The 17,037-nt window shown below is 45.5% G+C and carries 18 protein-coding genes; 5 read left to right on the plus strand and 13 right to left on the minus strand.

Features of this window, described 5'->3' with window-relative positions:
- Window positions 1-10 precede the first annotated feature (10 nt).
- Entirely contained in the window at window positions 11-1,558 is a 1,548-nt protein-coding gene (locus AC58UW_RS10790) for a tetratricopeptide repeat protein (protein ID WP_497420675.1), read from the minus strand.
- 146 nt (window positions 1,559-1,704) lie between these two features.
- Here AC58UW_RS10790 and AC58UW_RS10795 point away from each other — a divergent pair, with 146 nt between their 5' ends.
- Complete coding sequence (locus AC58UW_RS10795; protein ID WP_497420676.1) at window positions 1,705-2,592, plus strand: alpha/beta fold hydrolase; 888 nt, start codon at window positions 1,705-1,707, stop codon at window positions 2,590-2,592.
- On the opposite strand, the gene AC58UW_RS10800 is transcribed toward AC58UW_RS10795, so the two are convergent.
- The 4 genes from AC58UW_RS10800 to AC58UW_RS10815 all read right to left on the minus strand — a co-directional run bounded on the left by AC58UW_RS10800 (window position 2,589) and on the right by AC58UW_RS10815 (window position 5,732).
- A complete protein-coding gene (locus AC58UW_RS10800) occupies window positions 2,589-3,962 on the minus strand; it encodes a PDZ domain-containing protein (protein WP_497420677.1) in 1,374 nt (457 codons plus the stop codon). The two genes, AC58UW_RS10795 and AC58UW_RS10800, sit on opposite strands and share 4 nt — an antisense overlap.
- A gap of 75 nt (window positions 3,963-4,037) precedes the next feature.
- Window positions 4,038-4,796, minus strand: a complete 759-nt coding sequence (gene hisA / locus AC58UW_RS10805; RefSeq protein WP_497420678.1) for a phosphoribosylformimino-5-aminoimidazole carboxamide ribotide isomerase — start codon at window positions 4,794-4,796, stop codon at window positions 4,038-4,040.
- Window positions 4,797-4,945: 149 nt separating this feature from the next.
- Entirely contained in the window at window positions 4,946-5,416 is a 471-nt protein-coding gene (locus tag AC58UW_RS10810; protein WP_497420679.1) for a hypothetical protein, read from the minus strand.
- Between the two features lie 7 nt (window positions 5,417-5,423).
- Window positions 5,424-5,732 carry a hypothetical protein gene (locus tag AC58UW_RS10815; protein ID WP_477504607.1) on the minus strand — a complete coding sequence of 103 codons (309 nt, stop codon included), beginning with the start codon at window positions 5,730-5,732 and terminating at the stop codon, window positions 5,424-5,426.
- A gap of 107 nt (window positions 5,733-5,839) precedes the next feature.
- Here AC58UW_RS10815 and AC58UW_RS10820 point away from each other — a divergent pair, with 107 nt between their 5' ends.
- Window positions 5,840-6,139, plus strand: coding sequence for a hypothetical protein (locus AC58UW_RS10820; RefSeq protein WP_497420680.1), 300 nt, complete (start codon window positions 5,840-5,842; stop codon window positions 6,137-6,139).
- Window positions 6,140-6,166: 27 nt separating this feature from the next.
- Here AC58UW_RS10820 and AC58UW_RS10825 read toward each other — a convergent pair whose 3' ends face one another.
- The 4 genes from AC58UW_RS10825 to AC58UW_RS10840 all read right to left on the minus strand — a co-directional run bounded on the left by AC58UW_RS10825 (window position 6,167) and on the right by AC58UW_RS10840 (window position 10,928).
- A complete protein-coding gene (locus AC58UW_RS10825; protein ID WP_497420681.1) occupies window positions 6,167-6,382 on the minus strand; it encodes a hypothetical protein in 216 nt (71 codons plus the stop codon).
- A 92-nt stretch (window positions 6,383-6,474) separates the two neighbouring features.
- Entirely contained in the window at window positions 6,475-7,530 is a 1,056-nt protein-coding gene (locus AC58UW_RS10830) for a YheC/YheD family endospore coat-associated protein (protein WP_497420682.1), read from the minus strand.
- A gap of 1,002 nt (window positions 7,531-8,532) precedes the next feature.
- Complete coding sequence (locus tag AC58UW_RS10835) at window positions 8,533-8,967, minus strand: NUDIX hydrolase (RefSeq protein ID WP_497420683.1); 435 nt, start codon at window positions 8,965-8,967, stop codon at window positions 8,533-8,535.
- A 38-nt stretch (window positions 8,968-9,005) separates the two neighbouring features.
- Window positions 9,006-10,928 (minus strand): DUF2334 domain-containing protein, encoded by a 1,923-nt coding sequence (locus tag AC58UW_RS10840; RefSeq protein ID WP_497420684.1) that lies wholly within the window; start codon window positions 10,926-10,928, stop codon window positions 9,006-9,008.
- 326 nt (window positions 10,929-11,254) lie between these two features.
- On the opposite strand from AC58UW_RS10840, the gene AC58UW_RS10845 reads away from it, so the two are divergent.
- Both AC58UW_RS10845 and AC58UW_RS10850 read left to right on the plus strand, forming a co-directional pair.
- A complete protein-coding gene (locus AC58UW_RS10845; protein ID WP_497420685.1) occupies window positions 11,255-11,617 on the plus strand; it encodes a hypothetical protein in 363 nt (120 codons plus the stop codon).
- 41 nt (window positions 11,618-11,658) lie between these two features.
- A complete protein-coding gene (locus AC58UW_RS10850; RefSeq protein ID WP_497420686.1) occupies window positions 11,659-12,555 on the plus strand; it encodes a YitT family protein in 897 nt (298 codons plus the stop codon).
- 47 nt (window positions 12,556-12,602) lie between these two features.
- Here the strand turns inward: AC58UW_RS10850 and AC58UW_RS10855 are convergent, their stop codons facing one another.
- From AC58UW_RS10855 to AC58UW_RS10865, 3 genes are all read right to left on the minus strand, one after another.
- Window positions 12,603-13,637: a Gfo/Idh/MocA family protein gene (locus AC58UW_RS10855; RefSeq protein WP_497420687.1), complete on the minus strand. Its 1,035-nt coding sequence runs from the start codon at window positions 13,635-13,637 to the stop codon at window positions 12,603-12,605.
- 218 nt (window positions 13,638-13,855) lie between these two features.
- Complete coding sequence (locus AC58UW_RS10860) at window positions 13,856-14,119, minus strand: HPr family phosphocarrier protein (RefSeq protein ID WP_497420688.1); 264 nt, start codon at window positions 14,117-14,119, stop codon at window positions 13,856-13,858.
- A gap of 49 nt (window positions 14,120-14,168) precedes the next feature.
- On the minus strand, window positions 14,169-14,816 hold the full coding sequence (locus tag AC58UW_RS10865; RefSeq protein ID WP_497420689.1) for a serine/threonine protein kinase: 648 nt from the start codon (window positions 14,814-14,816) through the stop codon (window positions 14,169-14,171).
- Between the two features lie 245 nt (window positions 14,817-15,061).
- Here AC58UW_RS10865 and AC58UW_RS10870 point away from each other — a divergent pair, with 245 nt between their 5' ends.
- The gene (locus AC58UW_RS10870; protein WP_497420690.1) at window positions 15,062-15,952 is read left to right on the plus strand and encodes a cation diffusion facilitator family transporter; all 891 of its coding nucleotides are present in this window, start codon (window positions 15,062-15,064) and stop codon (window positions 15,950-15,952) included.
- An 84-nt stretch (window positions 15,953-16,036) separates the two neighbouring features.
- On the opposite strand, the gene msrB is transcribed toward AC58UW_RS10870, so the two are convergent.
- The gene (msrB, locus tag AC58UW_RS10875; protein WP_497420691.1) at window positions 16,037-17,020 is read right to left on the minus strand and encodes a peptide-methionine (R)-S-oxide reductase MsrB; all 984 of its coding nucleotides are present in this window, start codon (window positions 17,018-17,020) and stop codon (window positions 16,037-16,039) included.
- Window positions 17,021-17,037 lie beyond the last annotated feature (17 nt).

A 17,037-nucleotide genomic window follows, 5' to 3' on the forward strand; every position in this document is an offset into this window, starting at 1 on the left:
TGATATACAGCTACTCTTCAAGCTCCAATAGTGCTAGAGCGCCTTCGTGCTCAGGGGCAAACTTCAGTGTTAGCTCTGCGTACCGCCTAGCAGCTTCAACGTCCCCGACCTCATAATAGCAGATCGCCATATCATAGAGTACGTCAGGGTTCTGATGATACGCTTTTTCCGTTTTTTCGAAAAAGACACTGGCATCCTGATACATCTCCATCTGATACAAAAGCTCTGCGCACTCCAAAGCGGTTTCATGCTGCTCCTTCATCGGGTAGTACCTTTCCCACATCTGATAAATCCCTTGACGTATATCGGAGTCAACGCCTTCCTCACACATCGGCAACAGCTCCATAAGCCGGCTTGCAAATTGCAGGAAGAACTGAGCATCATACCCGGATAATCGCCAGAAGGAAAGGAATTGAGGTACTTCCAGCTGCTCTAAATACCCATCAAGCCATTCTTTGATTGTGATAAAATCATCCGGGCCGTAACGCTCGATAAATCGTCGATACGCTAAACGAGTGTTTCCATATCCGGCCGGATTAGTCAGCATTAACATACAGCCAATGTTGAGGTGATGATAAGGATGCTGTGTAAATAGACACAGAGCCCCTCTTTGCTCCCAAACATCGTTCAGAGCATGATAGTTCGCTGTTAACGAAAAGCTGCCGTGATGAATCAGCTGCGGCGGCTCATTGTACTCCCAGCTTTCCAAGCGATGGTCTCCTTTGTCAGCAGTAAGCAGAACAAATCCTTCCCGCGAGAGCAGATTCAGCCGTTCAAGACATTGCAAGCCAATGACCGGAAATAGAACATGAGAGTCTTCCAATTTTTCCGTGTATTGCGCAATAACGTTGCTGTACGCATACGACTTTTGCTCAAATTCCTCAGAAAGCCGATATTCATACTCGACAGCAACGCCTTCGAGCATTTCAGAGGCGCTGCGATCAGCAACTTCATCAGAGAAACGCAGCGACACCATGCAATCATAGACGCGGTGATTATCCACATAGATCAGCTCTTGCGGGATGCTATCGAAGAAATAATTCGCGATAACGAGAAGCGGCTGGCGCAAGTCTCCATGACGGATACGGATGCCTCTCTCCGTCAAGTGAAGCTCAGTATCTTTCACTGCGTCGAACTGGGCAAAATCCAGGATCCCCTGCTCCACAAAAGGTTGCAAGCTTGGGTGCTGCTGCCAGTAGGCCAAGTTTTTGAGCGCCAAATCAGTCATCACATAGCGAAAAGCGGGTAGTGAAATTCCCGCCGCATATTCCCTCATAGCACATAATTCTTTCAGTACATAAAAGGCTAATCGTCCAGATCCCGCGCCAAGTTCAACGATCGTAACAGGCTCAGATTGGCAGCCTAATTGTGCTCGATCTTGAAGAAAACCAAATATCATCTCCGCATAGGAGGCAGCGATCATCGGATTACTTGTTATGTACTCAGGAACTTCGTTATTTTGCCATGCGCTTATACCTTGCTCTTCGTAATAGGCTCGCTGCAGCTCCCAGATGGGAGATTCACTGAACCGATACATCTTCTGATCGTTCATTGCCATATATAGAACCTACTTTGCGTCATTGTTGGTGAAAAACCATTCCCATCTTACCATAAATCCCCTTTCCGGACATCCTGCCTAGATTTCATGGGCAAAAGTCCATTGTGGGCATATAGTATTACATCCTATTTGAAAGGAAGTCTAACATGATGCACAATTACGAAACTCCTCCCTATGCGCCTCAGTATTGGCCTATCCCTTATCCAGGGCAGATTCCGTTTCCATTGAACAACTGGCCGTTCATGACGCCGTCTCCGTGGGAACAAGATGCTGAACCCGATTATCGCGAGAGGGAACAGCCCTTCACCTTCGTCCTTATTCATGGCGCTTGGGCTGATGCTAGCTTCTGGGCGGGTGTTGCTGCTGAGCTTCGCAAAAAGGGCCATACCGTCTACGTCCCCGAATACCCAGGACATGGCGCTGACCCTAACAAGGCTGTCACTCATGCAATGCTGTCAAAATCCATTGCGGATTATATAAAAACACATAATCTTACCAACATCATTTTGGTTGGCCATAGCTTCGGCGGCACCTTGGTACAGAAAGTAGCAGAACTAGTCCCAGATCGCTTAAGAAGGCTTGTATTTATTAACGCTTTTGTACTAAAAGATGGCGAAAGGCTGGTTGAAGAATTTCCGCCACCTGCGCAAGCAATGTTTGAGCAGCTTAGGAAAAGCTCGAAGGATGATACGATCATGCTCCCGTTTCCCGTCTATAGAGAACAATTTTCGAATTTGGGAAGTCTTCCGCAAGTCCAGTCCCTCTATAATAAAACTTCGCCTGAACCTGCAGGACCTTCCTATGAAAAGCTGGATCTGAAGAAATTTTACAGCCTAACCATACCTAGAAGCTATGTTTACTTAACGGACGATACGGTGCTGCCGATTGGTCAGCCCGATTATGGATGGCATCCGCATATGTCAAGCCGTTTGGGTTTGTTCAGGCTCATCCAAGCGCCTGGCGATCATATGACAACGATTCAATTTGAACCCAAACGCATCGCTCGAAAGCTGTATGAGGCAGCGAGAGACTAAGAACAAGAAAGCTGGCTAGCTGCTTGTTTCGGGTGATCTTTTAACCATTTCAACATATCATCTAACGTGCGTACGGGCACGATTTGCAGATTTGGTGCCCCTTTCTTCGCTTCCGACTCATTCTCAGCCGGAACAAAGAAAACATCGGCATTCGTCCTGCTAATCGTGTATGCCTTCTGTTCTAAACCACCTACAGGGCCGATTGAACCATCTGGTTCCATGGTTCCCGTACCTGCGACATGATTGCCATAGGTTACTCCGCAAGGGGTGAGTTGATCAATCAAGGTTAGCGCCAGCATTGCACCATGGGAAGGTCCGCCCTCATGCAACAAATAATCATGATAATTCACAAGGATTGGAAGATCATAGCGCACTTCGTTCGATACTTGGATGCCGAAGGCAGCGCGGCTCGGATCGTCAGGATTCGGACGTGTCTTAGCCTGCAAGCTGACTTGCTTGCCGCCGCGCAGCACCGTAATCGACACTTGATCACTGGGCCTGACCGTTTTCATACGCTCAGTGAGTTCTTGGACCGTGGCAACGGCTTGCCCATTCACTTGTTGGATCACATCCCCTAACTGAATCTGCCCGTTGGCTGGACTGTCCTTGAGGATGGCTGTGATCCGAACACCGCTGGGTGAGATTCCCTTTCCTTTGCCCACCTTTTGAAAGGCAACAGCACTACCAGCGGCGTTCGCATCCTCCTTCATAAGCCTTACTTCTTGATTATATTCACCTAGTGTCATTCCTAAATTTTCAACTTCAAACGAGTACTTCGCAAAGAGCTTCGCATAAACCCAGTCGATGGGAAATGCCGGACGCTCAAACACCAGTACTCCTGAGATGTCTCCATGTGCATGGCCTTCGCTCGTGTGTGCATATCGGTTCATATTCAGAGTCAAGCCCGGATAGGTGACCAAATACTTGGTCGGCCAAAACATCACTAACATCAAACACACCGTTACAGCAAAAAGACTTATACTTTTTAAGGGCAGCTTCCGCCTTTTTCGTTCATGGACGAATAGATCCACAAAAACCAGCAGCCAGGTCAAAATAAATGCCCCAGCCGAATACTCCAGTTTCTTCGGTACCGTCATCAAGATGATGACGCAAGCCACACCTGCCACAATGATCGACGCAGCTCTCACCCACATCCATACCTGTCTCTGCGACTTTAGGTGGATGATAGATCCAACTATCCAAATCAATGGAATGAGGATCAGGACATAGATGAGTTCATCAATGACATCAATCCAGTAGATTGTGGAGCCAAGCCGCAGTGGATCCGGGACCCAGATTAACTCACCTGTTACAACTAAGAGCAGCGTCAGAACCATTGCCGAATAGTACAACTTTTGCCAAAGAGCCATCTTATGCATCCTTTCCTATGTAAAAAAGTAGCTGACGCTCTCTTACTGAGAGTTCGCTACTTTTTCATCTCAACTTCATTGCTCTTTCATATAAGCGACAACTTGATCATACGATAGGTTTCCACCGAATATATCAAGCGCACTGCCAATCGTTATATCCAGTTTCCCGGCCGATAATTGTTTAAACAGTTCGATATCCTCGAAGGATCTCGCTCCGCCGGCATACGTTGTGGGGATCGTAACCCAATCCGCGAGCGTGCGCACTAGACTTTGCTGAATACCGCTTTGCTTGCCTTCTACATCGACAGCATGAATAAGAAACTCATCACAGTATTGCTCGAGAAACCGAATATTATCTTCATTCAGCTCAAAATCGCTTACTTGTTTCCATTGGTTGGTCGCAACGTACCACTTGCCGTCCTTCTCTTTGCAGCTTAGATCGATGACTAATCGTTTCTTCCCAACCTCAGCTACTATTTTATCCAAATTTTCCTGATTGAGCTGTCCGTCACGGAAAATGTAGGAAGTCACGATGACATGGGATGCGCCGCGGTCCAAATAATACTTGGCATTCTCAGCGTGAATGCCGCCACCGATTTGCAAACCGCCCGGGTATTCCTGAAGCGCGCTAACTGCTTCATCCTGGTTCCCATCTCCCAGCATAATGACATGTCCGCCTACTAATTGATCTTGTTTGAACATTGCGGCATAATACTTGGAATCATATGAAGATACAAAGTTTTCAATAATAGCTTTTCCCTCTGTGCCTAACGTTTCACCTACAATTTGTTTCACTTTTCCGCTATGTAGATCGATGCATGGCCGAAATTCCAATGATTTTACCCCCACTATCTGCAATTATTGCTAACTCGATTTTCCATTAATTATAGCACATTCTATTAGCAATGAACCTAGATGAGATCTCCAAATAGAAAAGACCTTCCCTATCGTTCGGGATGGCCTGTCTCGTTTATGTACTTATCTTATTGCTTGATGAATCCTTCTTCCGCCATATATTCCTCAACTTCATCGTAGGTTTCAAAGGCGCAGTCCAGATTACTGCCGGCATAGATATACCATAGATCTTCAACAAAAGTAACGGCAAGGGTATGACCCTCTTCATCTGTCCACAGCTCTTCCTGTGACGAGTCCGTCTTCGGTTGTGCCCCAATCGCAGTATTCGTTAATGACAGGATGGACTTCTGAATAATATCACGAAGCTCTTCCGCGCTGAAATCACGAATATTGACTAACCCTTTGCTATCGGTTGCATACCCCTTCACGTATTCCGCATAAACAAATCCGTTGCCGTTCGGGTGCAAGTGGTATACAACAATCTTCTTATCGTAGCTGCTTTCTTCATAATGAAAATTAATGCGTCCCAAAGAAACATCCTTACGATGTAACTCGGGAAATGATTCCACAATCGCTAACTTTTCTTCTAAACTAAGCATCCGTCAATTACTCCATCACTTGAATTTTAAACACGTTCTCTAATTTGCCTTCCGATCTCTTCTTCAAAGGAACTTTGATATCTCGACCAAGCTCTTTAAAAAAGGTGTCAACATCACACTGTACATTGCTAAGAACAACCTTGAATGAACCGTCCTGGACAATGTTCTGATTGGCCTCTTCAGGAACGTTAACATCTACGGCATATTTCTTCGTCAATGTATTCATATATCGACTAAAAATTTCGATTAATTCCTCGTTGTTAAAATTCTCGATTACCAGCTTACCTTTGTTCGTAAAATTCAGATGAACATTCAATTTTTGTGCCCCTTTTCCATGAACCATTGATGTATTGTATAATTATAACACACTTTTATATATTCTAAGCCTTTACATTGAAAATAAACAATAGGACGGGGTCCAACATGGCATTTGGCATAAAAAAAGATGAACTTTATCGATGGAAAGAGGCTGTCAGCCGCGGTGAAATCGCCTTTTTAACCCACTATTGGCTTGATGATCGATTTGCCGGCGTACGTACCGTGACAAAGGTCGGCTGCTCGAATTTGGAGCGATTAACCAATTGGTGCGTATCTCATGGTCTCAATCCGCGATACATTCACCATAGCCCCTCTTATCCGCATTACGACCTATTTGGTCCCATCCAAAAGAAAATTTTGGAGCTTGAACAGCAATGGGAACAAATTGAAAGATTTAACCTATAAAAAGAAGAAAACCTCCAAATCGTCTTTTCACGGATTTTGGAGGTTTTTTTCACCTGACTGTTGGCGTACTTGTCTTAATCTTGTTTCAGCTCGATTAATCGCTACAATTGAAAACTCACCGAACGATAAAATTTTCTGCCGCACAAGCCCAGGGAATGCCGGATGGTTGATTTCTAAATCATCATTCAGCTCATTGTACCAGGGCAATAAATTCATTTTAATGACTAACACTTTATTTTTCACTATCAAACTCCACCTTTACAGCGCTATATTAGTAGTTTATTCGCTTTACACTGCTAGTGTACTAGATGAATGCTTCATTTCTAAATGTGTTTTTATCCCCGTTTATTTAATAGGTACTTGGCATACAGAAGCGGCGTTTCATATGTCTGATAGAACGTATCATCCATTTCTAATTGCTTAAACTCATACCTTTGGTCTCTCCCGTTTACCTCGATAAACCAGATGTGTCCTGTCTTGTCGACACCCATATCCAATCCTAAATCGGCCATATCCGGTAATCGGCTGCCCAATATTTCAGCTATTCTTAGCGACACAAGCTCAACCGCTTTTTTCATCCGCGCAGGCTGAAACCCGCTGCCTTGAAATAAGGCTTCACATCGCCAAGCTTCACCGCCTTTGCCGAGATTAGTAACCTGTCTGCCATAAGCGGCAACTTTTCCGGCAATTCCGCTGACCTGCCACTTGCCTTTGGCTCCGCGTTGAACAGAAACTCGTAAATCATAAGGCCTGCCTTGATGTGTTGCTAAAGAAATGGCTTGTTGAATGAGATAGGATTGCTTTCCAACCTTCGCCTGGATAAAGGCCAGTGCCTGTTCCTGGCTCAATTCCCTGGGCTCATTATTGCTCCAAAACAATTCCCAAGTGTCATTCTCTTGCTTCGAAAGCTTCATAATCCCTTTCCCTAAGGAACTGTTTGTCGGTTTGACGAAAAAATCTGAAAATCGCTCCATAGCTTTCAGTACATGCCTTCGAGAATACGCTAAAGTCGCAGGGAGGTGCGTCCGTAGCGACTCCTTCGTATGTAACAGCTTGTGAATACGCAGCTTATCATACCGATTTTGGCGATTGAAGACCCGACTTGAAGCAGCAAGATGCTTCAATTTCTTAAGCATATATGGCGAAAGCGATAAGGCTCGGTTATGGATGACTTTGGGGATCGGAAGACGAAGAAGACGGTAGCTTTTGTTCTCATAACATAAACCAAGGATTGACTTCCCGTTTGTTTTCTGTAGGCAAATATAAAAAAGCGTTATACCAAGTTTCTCGGCCGCTTGATTATACAGTTCAATTTGTTCATACCCGGTTTGTTTGCTCTGAATACCCAAATACGTTGTTCGATCCAAAAGAATGCCCACCACATTGCGCATATGAACACCTCCATTAGAAAAGGTCATCATTTACACTGTATGCAATTGTTTTCCTTCTGGTCCGAAAGAACGGCATTCATGAGCCTTTTTTCACATGAATGACAACAAGAAACACCTATGAAAATTTTTGTGTTGGAGAAAGATATGATGTTCTTCCGGGTCTGAGAGCATGCCACAGCAAAAAAGCTTAGTTAGATCCTTGTTGGGGATCCGGCTAAGCTTTTTTGTTATCGAGATGTCCAGGCTTTGCTGTCAGCTGTCTTGTTACATCTGACAGCACTTGGTCTGGGGCTGTGGAGGTAAGAAATGGGCTGCAAAAGCGACCTATGTTGTATTTTGTACAATCATTTGGCTGCAATTTGACCTCGGCAACCCCTATATTGCACTTTATACAACGATCAAGCACTAAAATGCTTATATCTCACCTTTTCGCAACAAATGGTTGTATGTTGTGCAACGAAGACCGCATTCGCACTCAGATCACGCCATTATGTTGTATAAAATGCAACTTACGCCCTCGACCTTACTGCCCTGCCGTCCCTTCGTCCCCTTACCTCAACCATCAATCACCAATCACTTAATCACCAAACACCATTCACCATTCACCATTCACCATTCACTCATTCACTCAATCACTCAACCATCAATCACCAATCACTTAATCACCAAACACCAAACACCATTCACCATTCACCATTCACCATTCACCATTCACCATTCACTCAAATTTTAGCGGGAATTAGTGCTGCTAATTTATTCTTTTTTTCTGTTCTCATGCGAGTAGATGGAAATTATTCTGCTAATTCCTCAAGTTTCGCCTGAAATGAAGCACAGCGACTGAATTAACTGTACAATCTCCAGTTATTTCACCGTAGCCTCTTTAAGCTTCATTTTTTACGGTAGAAATTCCAGTTGTTCCGCCAACTAGCAAGATAACGGGCAAGCTTCGCTTACCCCAAAAACATATAGATGTATAAAAAGAGCTGGCAGCGCCAGCTCTCTTTATTTCCAACCTATACTTTCAAACCAAAGACCTTCTTGTTTGTGCTCTATCGCGACCCGGATATAACTGACCATCTGGCTCGGAAGCTCGCTCACTGGAAACCATGTCAACTGCTCGCATTTCTCCGGTTCCATATTCGTGATCTCGCCTTTCCAATCATGAGCTTTCAAGAAGAAATCCACCCATTCGGAATTCATGTTTTTACGATGCATCATGCCAATGATTTCAAGCTGCTGGGGCTCGATGTCCACACCGGCTTCTTCCTTTGCTTCTCTAATCGCCGCAGCAACGACCTCTTCGTTGCCATCCATTCTACCCGCAACTACGCTCCAATTGCCGTCTTGAAACCCCGTATTTTGCCGTTTTAATAATAAGACCTCATCATTTCGATAAAATAAGATGTGTACCGATCCATATAAAATAGGTGTTCGCATGGTGAGCCTCCAAGTTTTTCTTTCCGAATGAACCTATATTATTTTACATGATCACTCTGAAACGATAAAGCTACATCCAAGAAACCATCTTCATTCCCGTACATCGCGATATCAGCCTTCCCGTTTCCATCGAAGTCAGAGACAGATAGCCGTCCGTTCGTTTTTCCCCAAGGTCCAAAGATAGAGAGCAGCTTGTACGTATGATCCTCCTGTTGTTGATACACACGATTGGTTAAATTTCCGGAGTCCCAACGGAGAATATCTTCTCTCCCATCGCCATTAAAATCACCGAATCGAATGCTGCCTAACTCGTCAGGGATGTCGAGCTCTACTTTATCCAGTTTCCACTGCATATTTGTCTGATCCAGCTCAAATTCCACGCCTTGCGAAGTATTCTCTTTAAATAACATCAGCTTTTGCTGATCCTGGCCAAGTAAATTCCGAACGATTAAATCACGAGATGCGCTCGATCTGAACGCATAAGGTTTAATGATTTTGACTTCATTTCCGTGCACATATAAGCCAAGAAGTTTACTTCGATCCTGCGATTGACCAGCAAGTATGCAGTCCCCATTAGGCTGTCTCAGTTCATATAAATCGTACCAGCGATTAGCTGGAATCGGCCATACCTGGCTTCGCTTGAAGGAATCTCCGGTTGATGCGTAGGCTTCAAGCTTGCCATTTGGACGCACGATCCAAAGTCCTTTCTTTTTCGCATCGATCCTGCTGTTCAAAGTAAATGCTGAACCATCGGTATACGGAATCGACGCCCAAGATTGCGCAGCTGGCTGGCGATCATTGCGCAGCTCTTTGTATTCCCCTTTGATAACTGACATCGCAGCTGATTTCTTATCCCATGTCACAATGTCCATCTGACTGCTGTCGCTAACGTTCCCAATCTCAACCATCGCTGTTTTCGTGTTGCCAACCTTCACTCGTTCCGCCGGAGTAAAAGGGACATAATCATGAATCGAATAGAAGGGATATCCTTTTGCCTGAATTTGTGAGATTAACTTTTGAAGGACACTTTTATTCTCGCCGATATACTGGTATGCTGGAATTCCGTCGCGGACGACGGGCATGCCTAACTCATCAAGCTCAGGCTCCAAATAGCTGAATTCCAAAAAGGGATGATAAAAAAATGAATAAATGCGTTCTGCTACCCCTAATTGGTTCAGTATAAACTTCTCATCTTTACCTATTGGAATGTAGGAAAGTGTCGTCGGTACATATACGCTGCCAAGCGATGCATTTCCAAATCCTTTATTAACCATATTTTCATACCTCGCGACTGGCGGGTTGGGATCGATCGTGACATCGGGTTGATACAGAAGTCCGAAATACGCTCGGAACACCTTATCCTGCTCGGGGGCTGTATGGTAATGCGGCGCTTCCCAGAACTCAGGCGTGATGCCAGCTTTGCGGAATCGTCCCCATCCTTCTTTGACCCGACTCTCCGCGAATGCTGTTGTCGTCGTTTCCGGCAAATCGCTGACATTGAACTCATTGCCCACTCCGGAAGCATGCTGGCCATCATCGCGGTGCACTTCTCCGGCTTGATGCGTATAACCGTGCATGCCGACGGTCCCTCGATGCTCTGCAGCCTCTTTAATAACCTTATTAAACGCTTGGATATAAGTATCATCTAGCTGGTCGATGGATTTATCATATCGCGCGCCATCTTCTGTCATATTTATCCAACGCGGAACGACAGCCATGCCGAACTGCACTTGTTTCTCGTCCAAATAGCTCAAGACTGCCCTTAACTTGCCGAGTCCTTCAAGAGAACTATAGTAACCGCCAGGTCCAATATCTTCCAAACGGAACATCATAAACCGCGGATTGTTATCGGCCCCTTCGACAGTCATCATGTGATACAACCCAAGAAATAGGCCACAGGACACGATAGCGGCAATCCCATACCGCAACCAAGTATTTTTATGCAATAACCTTTTTATCAAACAAATTCCCCCCATGGAAGCTGAAACTCTGATGCTAGCTGGCTGCGGATATGATTCTCTTTGGTTATGAATTGGTTGTACCCTGCTTCCATTCCTCCAAAAAAAATGATGACTTCTCAATCTTTAATTACCTGTATACGCTTACAAAAAATGTAAATCAACCGCTCCGGTGCTTAACTTTGTCGGATTTTGTCTTTCCCCCATTTTATCACTCCCTATACGAATTGAAAATAATAAATCTACCGCCTGGCGGTTTGACTCAGATAAGATGAAGTGCTACAATTCTAACAAATTTGGTTGTATGCTACACAAGGAGGGGATGACTCTTGCATCGATTTACACGAAAGCATCAGTGGAAAATATTGGTCTGGATCATTCTCGGTTTATTTATTTTTCCATTAACTCCGCCAATTTCCCATCATTTTTCATCCGATACAGAAATACTTGTTCTCGCTAATACCACGCAAGTTCTTTCCATTCAGGAGCATTTTCCTACCAAAAAAACGATCTATTCACGCTTCGATAAGCTCCTATGGCCGTATGACATTTATACACAATATGAAATTACCATTTTTGTCATATTCATTGTTTATCTAGTCAAGAAAATTTGGCTTAGATTAAAAACCATTCTTCTGTCATTCCTTAAATTCACCTCGGGTTACACGGGCCTCATACTTCCTATTTCATGACCGCTAAGCAGTAAATGAATGAAGGAAAAGAGGAACCTATCATGTCTAACCCTACAAATGGAGCGGTACAAACAAGCTCCCAACATCAAAAGTTGACCCGCCTCAAATTTTTACGCAGAGTCATGTTTATGATCATTGGATCAGCCTTAGTATCCGTCGCTTTAGAAATCTTTCTAGTCCCGAATAACATCATTGATGGCGGGATCGTTGGTATTTCGATCATTTTGTCGCATTTAACCCACTTCCCGTTAGGCATTTTTCTGGTGTTGTTAAATCTGCCATTTTTATTAATAGGCTATAAGCAGATTGGTAAAACCTTTGCCCTATCTACGCTATTTTCCGTTATCTTAATGTCCATCGGAACGACCATGCTCCATCCCGTTCAAGCGTTCACAATTGATCCTCTGTTAGCTGCAGTTTTCGGCGGTATTATACTGGGTATCGGTGTCGGACTCGTTATCCGCTCCGGCGGTTCTCTGGATGGGACTGAAATTGTCGCGATCTTATTTAGTAAAAAATCACCGTTCTCCGTTGGCGAAATCGTGATGTTTTTCAACTTCTTCATTCTCGGCAGCGCAGGTTTTGTTTTCGGCTGGGATCATGCCATGTACTCACTGATTGCGTATTACATTGCCTTCAAAATGATTGACATCACCATCGAAGGGCTGGATCAATCCAAATCGGTTTGGATTATCAGCGATGAATTCAACAAGATCGGTGATTCCATCACCTCCCGTCTCGGCCGAGGTGTCACCTATCTAAAAGGCGAGGGTGCGTTCACGGGAGATGACAAGAAAGTCATCTTCAGTGTCATTACCCGGCTGGAAGAGGCTAAATTAAAATCCATCGTCGACGAACTGGATCCCAAAGCCTTTCTCGCCATCGGAAACATTCACGATGTCAAAGGCGGCCGCTTTAAAAAGAAAGATATTCATTAACACAATAAAAAGGGTTGAACAGGAACTTTCCTGTTCAACCCTTTTGTTCATCTCCAGTAGCTTCTCAGATCGACCTTCTGGCCGCTCTTCGCGCTGTCGATGGCGCCAAGCACCATAGCCATGCTCTTGATGTTGTCGCGGCAGTCCGTCTCCGCAGGGCGCCCCTGCTCCAGCGCCGCGAACATCTCGTCCAGGCAGCCAGCGTGCCCGCTGCGGCCCAACCAGCTCACTTCCGCGTCAATACGCGTATGCTCGCGGAGGAACTTGCCGGCTTGATCGCCGCCGGCTACAATCTCGGCGTACGGTGCGCTGGCACCGTCCCAGATCGCACTGCCGATCTCGCCCGTCACGCGCCATGACGCCTCCCAAGAGGTCGGCGCCCCTTCCGCGCACCAGGAGCCGCGGTAACAAAACACCGTGCCGTCTGACATCTCATAGATGCAGATCGCAGAAGCATTCCCGGCGTACCACGAGCCGGGTGGGTTAAATTCCTGGCAGTATACCGACACCGGGTCTGCCCGCGTAATAAAGCGAGCCTGATCGAAGGTGTGGATCGCCATGTCTAGGATCAGCGGGCTTTCCATCGCATCGCGAAAGCCCCCGAAGTGCGGCCCGAGGAAGAAATCGGCCCCCACATAACCCACGCGGCCGATCTTGCCCGCGTGAATGAGCTCGCGCAGGGCGCGGATGTTCGCGTCATAACGCCGGTTTTGCATGACGGAGAGCGATGCTCCCGCCTGCTCCACCTGCTTCACGAGCTCGCGCGCTTCGGCCATGGTGGCGGCCATCGGCTTCTCGCCGAAGACGTTGCAGCCTTGGCGAAGCGCCGTCGTCGCAACTTGGAAGTGGCTGGCCGGTATGGTGATGTCCAGCACCAGATTCGCACCGCTCTCCCCAATCGCTTGCTCCAGATCGGTGTAAATCCCGCATGTAAGGTAATGACGGTCCGCCATGGCCTGAGCGAATTCCTTTTTGATATCAACCAGCGCCACAATCGAGCAATCTTCTCGTTTTAACACGTAGTCAACCCAGACATTTGCCATGCCTCCGCAACCAACGATCACAATTTGATGCTTACTCATTTAAGTAGTCACGCTCCTCTATTCCGTTCATATAGACCTATTTTATCCCTTTTGTTTGGTACAGGCTCTATCCAATCTTGACGGAATATCGCCACATCTTGTCCTAACTTAACCGCTTACATCCAGTTTATAAAAAAAGACACCCAATCGGCGCGCCATCGAATACCGAAACCTTCGAGAGCGTCAAAGCGGACGTCTTTGTCATTATCTATTCTTTTTTACCGGTAGGATTCAAATAAATCGAACATAAAGTGCATCGCTTCTTCCTCATCCTTGCCCCTTGTCAGCAAGCGCAGCGTAGTTCCCGCTCTAATTGGTACCAGCAGCATACCCAGTAAACTTTTCACATCGACACAGTGAATGCCATGATCATACTCAAAATCAATCGTGATGTCTGACATAAAATGAGAAGATTTAGCCGAAATCGTTGTTAGATCACTTCGCTGCAAATCAGCACCAAGCTCGAATTCATGTACTCTCATAGACGCGCCTTCCTTATGTTTAAAATTTAAGAAATCTCATCTTTTCCACTTAGATTGTACCACGAGTTCGGCGGAATTTCTTCCATTTCCGATAGCTTCTCCGCACAACATTCAAAGCAAAATTCGGAATCGGCATTTTGCGAACCCAGGGATAATAAAATCGGTCATAAGCGTGTTTCAAATCGTCCCACATCGGACAATATTCCTGTTTCATGAAATCCGATACGTCTACAACTAATCCTCGTCCATCCTTCATCATCACATTTTTCCCATGAACATCATGTGGATTTAGACCTCTTTCCACAGCATAAGCCAGTGCTTCATCTATATCCTGAATCACCTGCCTTGGAATCGGAAGTCCACGCTGCAAACATTTATAAAGTGTAACGCCAGTTAACCGGCGCAGAACTAAGTAATTATCTCCTGCGTGTACACATTCGGAATAAGCGGGGTGCTTGCCTAATCGGCGATAGACTTCTGTTTCTTCCTCGATTCCCGGCCTGTCTGGCGCGTACACCTTAACAACTAAATCCGAATAATTGGGGTGCATGAGGACCGCTGCATAGTTGCCTGAACCAAGCAATTTCCACGGCTTCGGAATATAATGGACTATAATCGGATCGTAGGGTTGTTTACTGTATATCTCTAATTGTGGCAATAATTGATGTTCGATCTCAAGCAACCAAGGTTTTAACATTGTTCCTTTAAACTTCCTTCCCCCACAAATAAATGGCTCTCCAAAACCCTCTGATTCGTGGTTTGTTAATTTCTGCTATGTGTGGTATTATACAAAGATATTTGTGTAAAGTGAAGTGTTGATTATGCGCCTATTGATATTTACTAGATTACTATATAAATCAAAAAATCCCTTGACCTAAGCTGCGCCTTAGGTCAAGGGATTTTTTTTCCTTCGGGAAACACTTCTGTAGGAGGTCATCATTAATGACTGGAGACAACAAATCATCCGTACTGGCGATCTGGCTTTCGCTAATCAGCAACATTTTTCTAACCATCATGAAAATTATTATCGGGCTGTGGTTCCAAAGTGAAGTCTTACTTGCCGATGGACTCCATAATGCTGGCGATATTATCGCCACCATCGCAGCCCTTAGCGCCATGCGCATATCCAAGCTTCCAGCCGATGAGGACCACCCTTACGGGCATGGCAAAGCCGAAGTGCTCGGTTCCGGGTTTGTCGCTTTCATCCTGCTTATTGCCGCTCTTTATATTGGTTATCATTCAACTATTGCCTTATTTCATGAGCCGCAATCCCCAAGCTGGGTCGCATTTACGGCTGCTGTTATTTCAACCGTTTGGAAATATGCGCTATATAAGTACACCATGCGAATTGGTATTAGCACGAGCAGCAAGGGACTGATAGCGACTGCGAAAGATCACTTAGCGGATGTCTATGCGTCGCTGGCCGCAGTTGTCGGTATTGGCTTGGCTTTTGTTGGAGGAGCCTATGATATTGCGTGGTTATCCTTTGGCGATGCCGCGGCAGGAATTATCGTCTCCTTGCTCGTTTTAAGAATAGCTGTGGAAATGGGCATAGAATCCTTCGATATTTTGATGGAAAAAACGGTCGATCAAGAGAAGCTGCACCAATTCATCATACTGATTGAGGCCGTGCCTCAAGTAAAACGAATAGATCGTATTCGTGCCCGCGAACATGGTCATTACATTCTGGTAGATGCTAGAGTATCCATCCCTGGTGAACTAACCGTTCAAGAGGGGCACGATATTACCCGTGTGATCAAAAAATCGATCATGGACCAGCACGCCGATGTAGATGAAGTACTCATCCATTTAAATCCCTGGTATAAAGATTAAAGAACTGAGCATAAAAGCGAAAAGACGCTAATCAGGCTACTAACCTGACTAGCGTCTTTTCTTAATCACCAATGCGAAAGCAGATTAGTTGCCTTCAAAGAATCGAAGATAAGCTCCATATCCTTCTTTTTCCATATCAGCTAACGGAATGAACCGCATGGCGGCTGAATTGATACAGTATCTGAGTCTAGTTGGTCCTGGACCGTCGTTAAACACGTGACCCAAATGCGAATCCGCTTCATGGCTGCGTACTTCTGTCCTGACCATGAAATGACTGGTGTCGGTTTTCTCTTTCACGCTGCCTTCGAATACCGGCTTCGTAAAGCTAGGCCAACCGCAGCCTGAGTCAAATTTATCAATAGACGTGAACAACGGCTCGCCAGAGACGATGTCTACGTACAACCCTTTTTCATGGGAGTCCCAGAATTCATTCTCAAAAGGCCGTTCTGTCCCGTTTTTTTGCGTAACTTCATACTGCAAGGGAGTAAGCTTTTTCTTGCGCTCCTCTTTATCTTTAGCCGTGTTCCAATGTTTCTCGATAAACGCATCTCGCCCGGAGCCTTTGCGATATGCCTTGTAGCGCAGCGGATTTTTATGATGATAGTCCTGGTGATAGTCTTCTCCCGGGTGGAAGGCATCCGCATCGATACGCACGATTTCTGTTACGATCGGAGCGTTAAAACGGCCGCTATCCTGTAATGCTTGCTTGGAGGCTTCCGCTTCCAACTTCTGCTGATCCGTATGAGCGAAAATCGCTGTACGATAGGATGAACCGCGGTCATGGAACTGACCGCCAGCATCGGTAGGGTCGATTTGGCGCCAATAGGTCTCCAATAATTTATTGTACGAAAAAAGTTCGGGATCAAATGTAATTTGGACGGCTTCTGCGTGACCTGTTGTTTCCGAGCAAACCTCTTCATACGTCGGATTACTTGTATGGCCGCCTATATAACCAGATACGACGGACACAATCCCCGGCAGCTGGTCGAACGGCGTAACCATACACCAGAAGCATCCCCCGGCAAATGTTGCTTTGTCATACTTGCCTTGTTGAACGTTAGTTTCCATCTCTTTCTCCACCTCTT

The sequence above is a fragment of the Paenibacillus sp. J22R160 genome (assembly GCF_059692135.1).

Bases quoted from the DNA above. Each gene is read 5' to 3' on its own strand.
- AC58UW_RS10790 (WP_497420675.1), bottom strand. From the start codon at position 1,558: ATGGCAATGAACGATCAGAAGATGTATCGGTTCAGTGAATCTCCCATC.
- AC58UW_RS10795 (WP_497420676.1), top strand. From the start codon at position 1,705: ATGATGCACAATTACGAAACTCCTCCCTATGCGCCTCAGTATTGGCCT.
- AC58UW_RS10800 (WP_497420677.1), bottom strand. From the start codon at position 3,962: ATGGCTCTTTGGCAAAAGTTGTACTATTCGGCAATGGTTCTGACGCTG.
- AC58UW_RS10810 (WP_497420679.1), bottom strand. From the start codon at position 5,416: ATGCTTAGTTTAGAAGAAAAGTTAGCGATTGTGGAATCATTTCCCGAG.
- AC58UW_RS10820 (WP_497420680.1), top strand. From the start codon at position 5,840: ATGGCATTTGGCATAAAAAAAGATGAACTTTATCGATGGAAAGAGGCT.
- AC58UW_RS10830 (WP_497420682.1), bottom strand. From the start codon at position 7,530: ATGCGCAATGTGGTGGGCATTCTTTTGGATCGAACAACGTATTTGGGT.
- AC58UW_RS10835 (WP_497420683.1), bottom strand. From the start codon at position 8,967: ATGCGAACACCTATTTTATATGGATCGGTACACATCTTATTTTATCGA.
- AC58UW_RS10850 (WP_497420686.1), top strand. From the start codon at position 11,659: ATGTCTAACCCTACAAATGGAGCGGTACAAACAAGCTCCCAACATCAA.
- AC58UW_RS10855 (WP_497420687.1), bottom strand. From the start codon at position 13,637: ATGAGTAAGCATCAAATTGTGATCGTTGGTTGCGGAGGCATGGCAAAT.
- AC58UW_RS10860 (WP_497420688.1), bottom strand. From the start codon at position 14,119: ATGAGAGTACATGAATTCGAGCTTGGTGCTGATTTGCAGCGAAGTGAT.
- AC58UW_RS10865 (WP_497420689.1), bottom strand. From the start codon at position 14,816: ATGTTAAAACCTTGGTTGCTTGAGATCGAACATCAATTATTGCCACAA.
- AC58UW_RS10870 (WP_497420690.1), top strand. From the start codon at position 15,062: ATGACTGGAGACAACAAATCATCCGTACTGGCGATCTGGCTTTCGCTA.
- msrB (WP_497420691.1), bottom strand. From the start codon at position 17,020: ATGGAAACTAACGTTCAACAAGGCAAGTATGACAAAGCAACATTTGCC.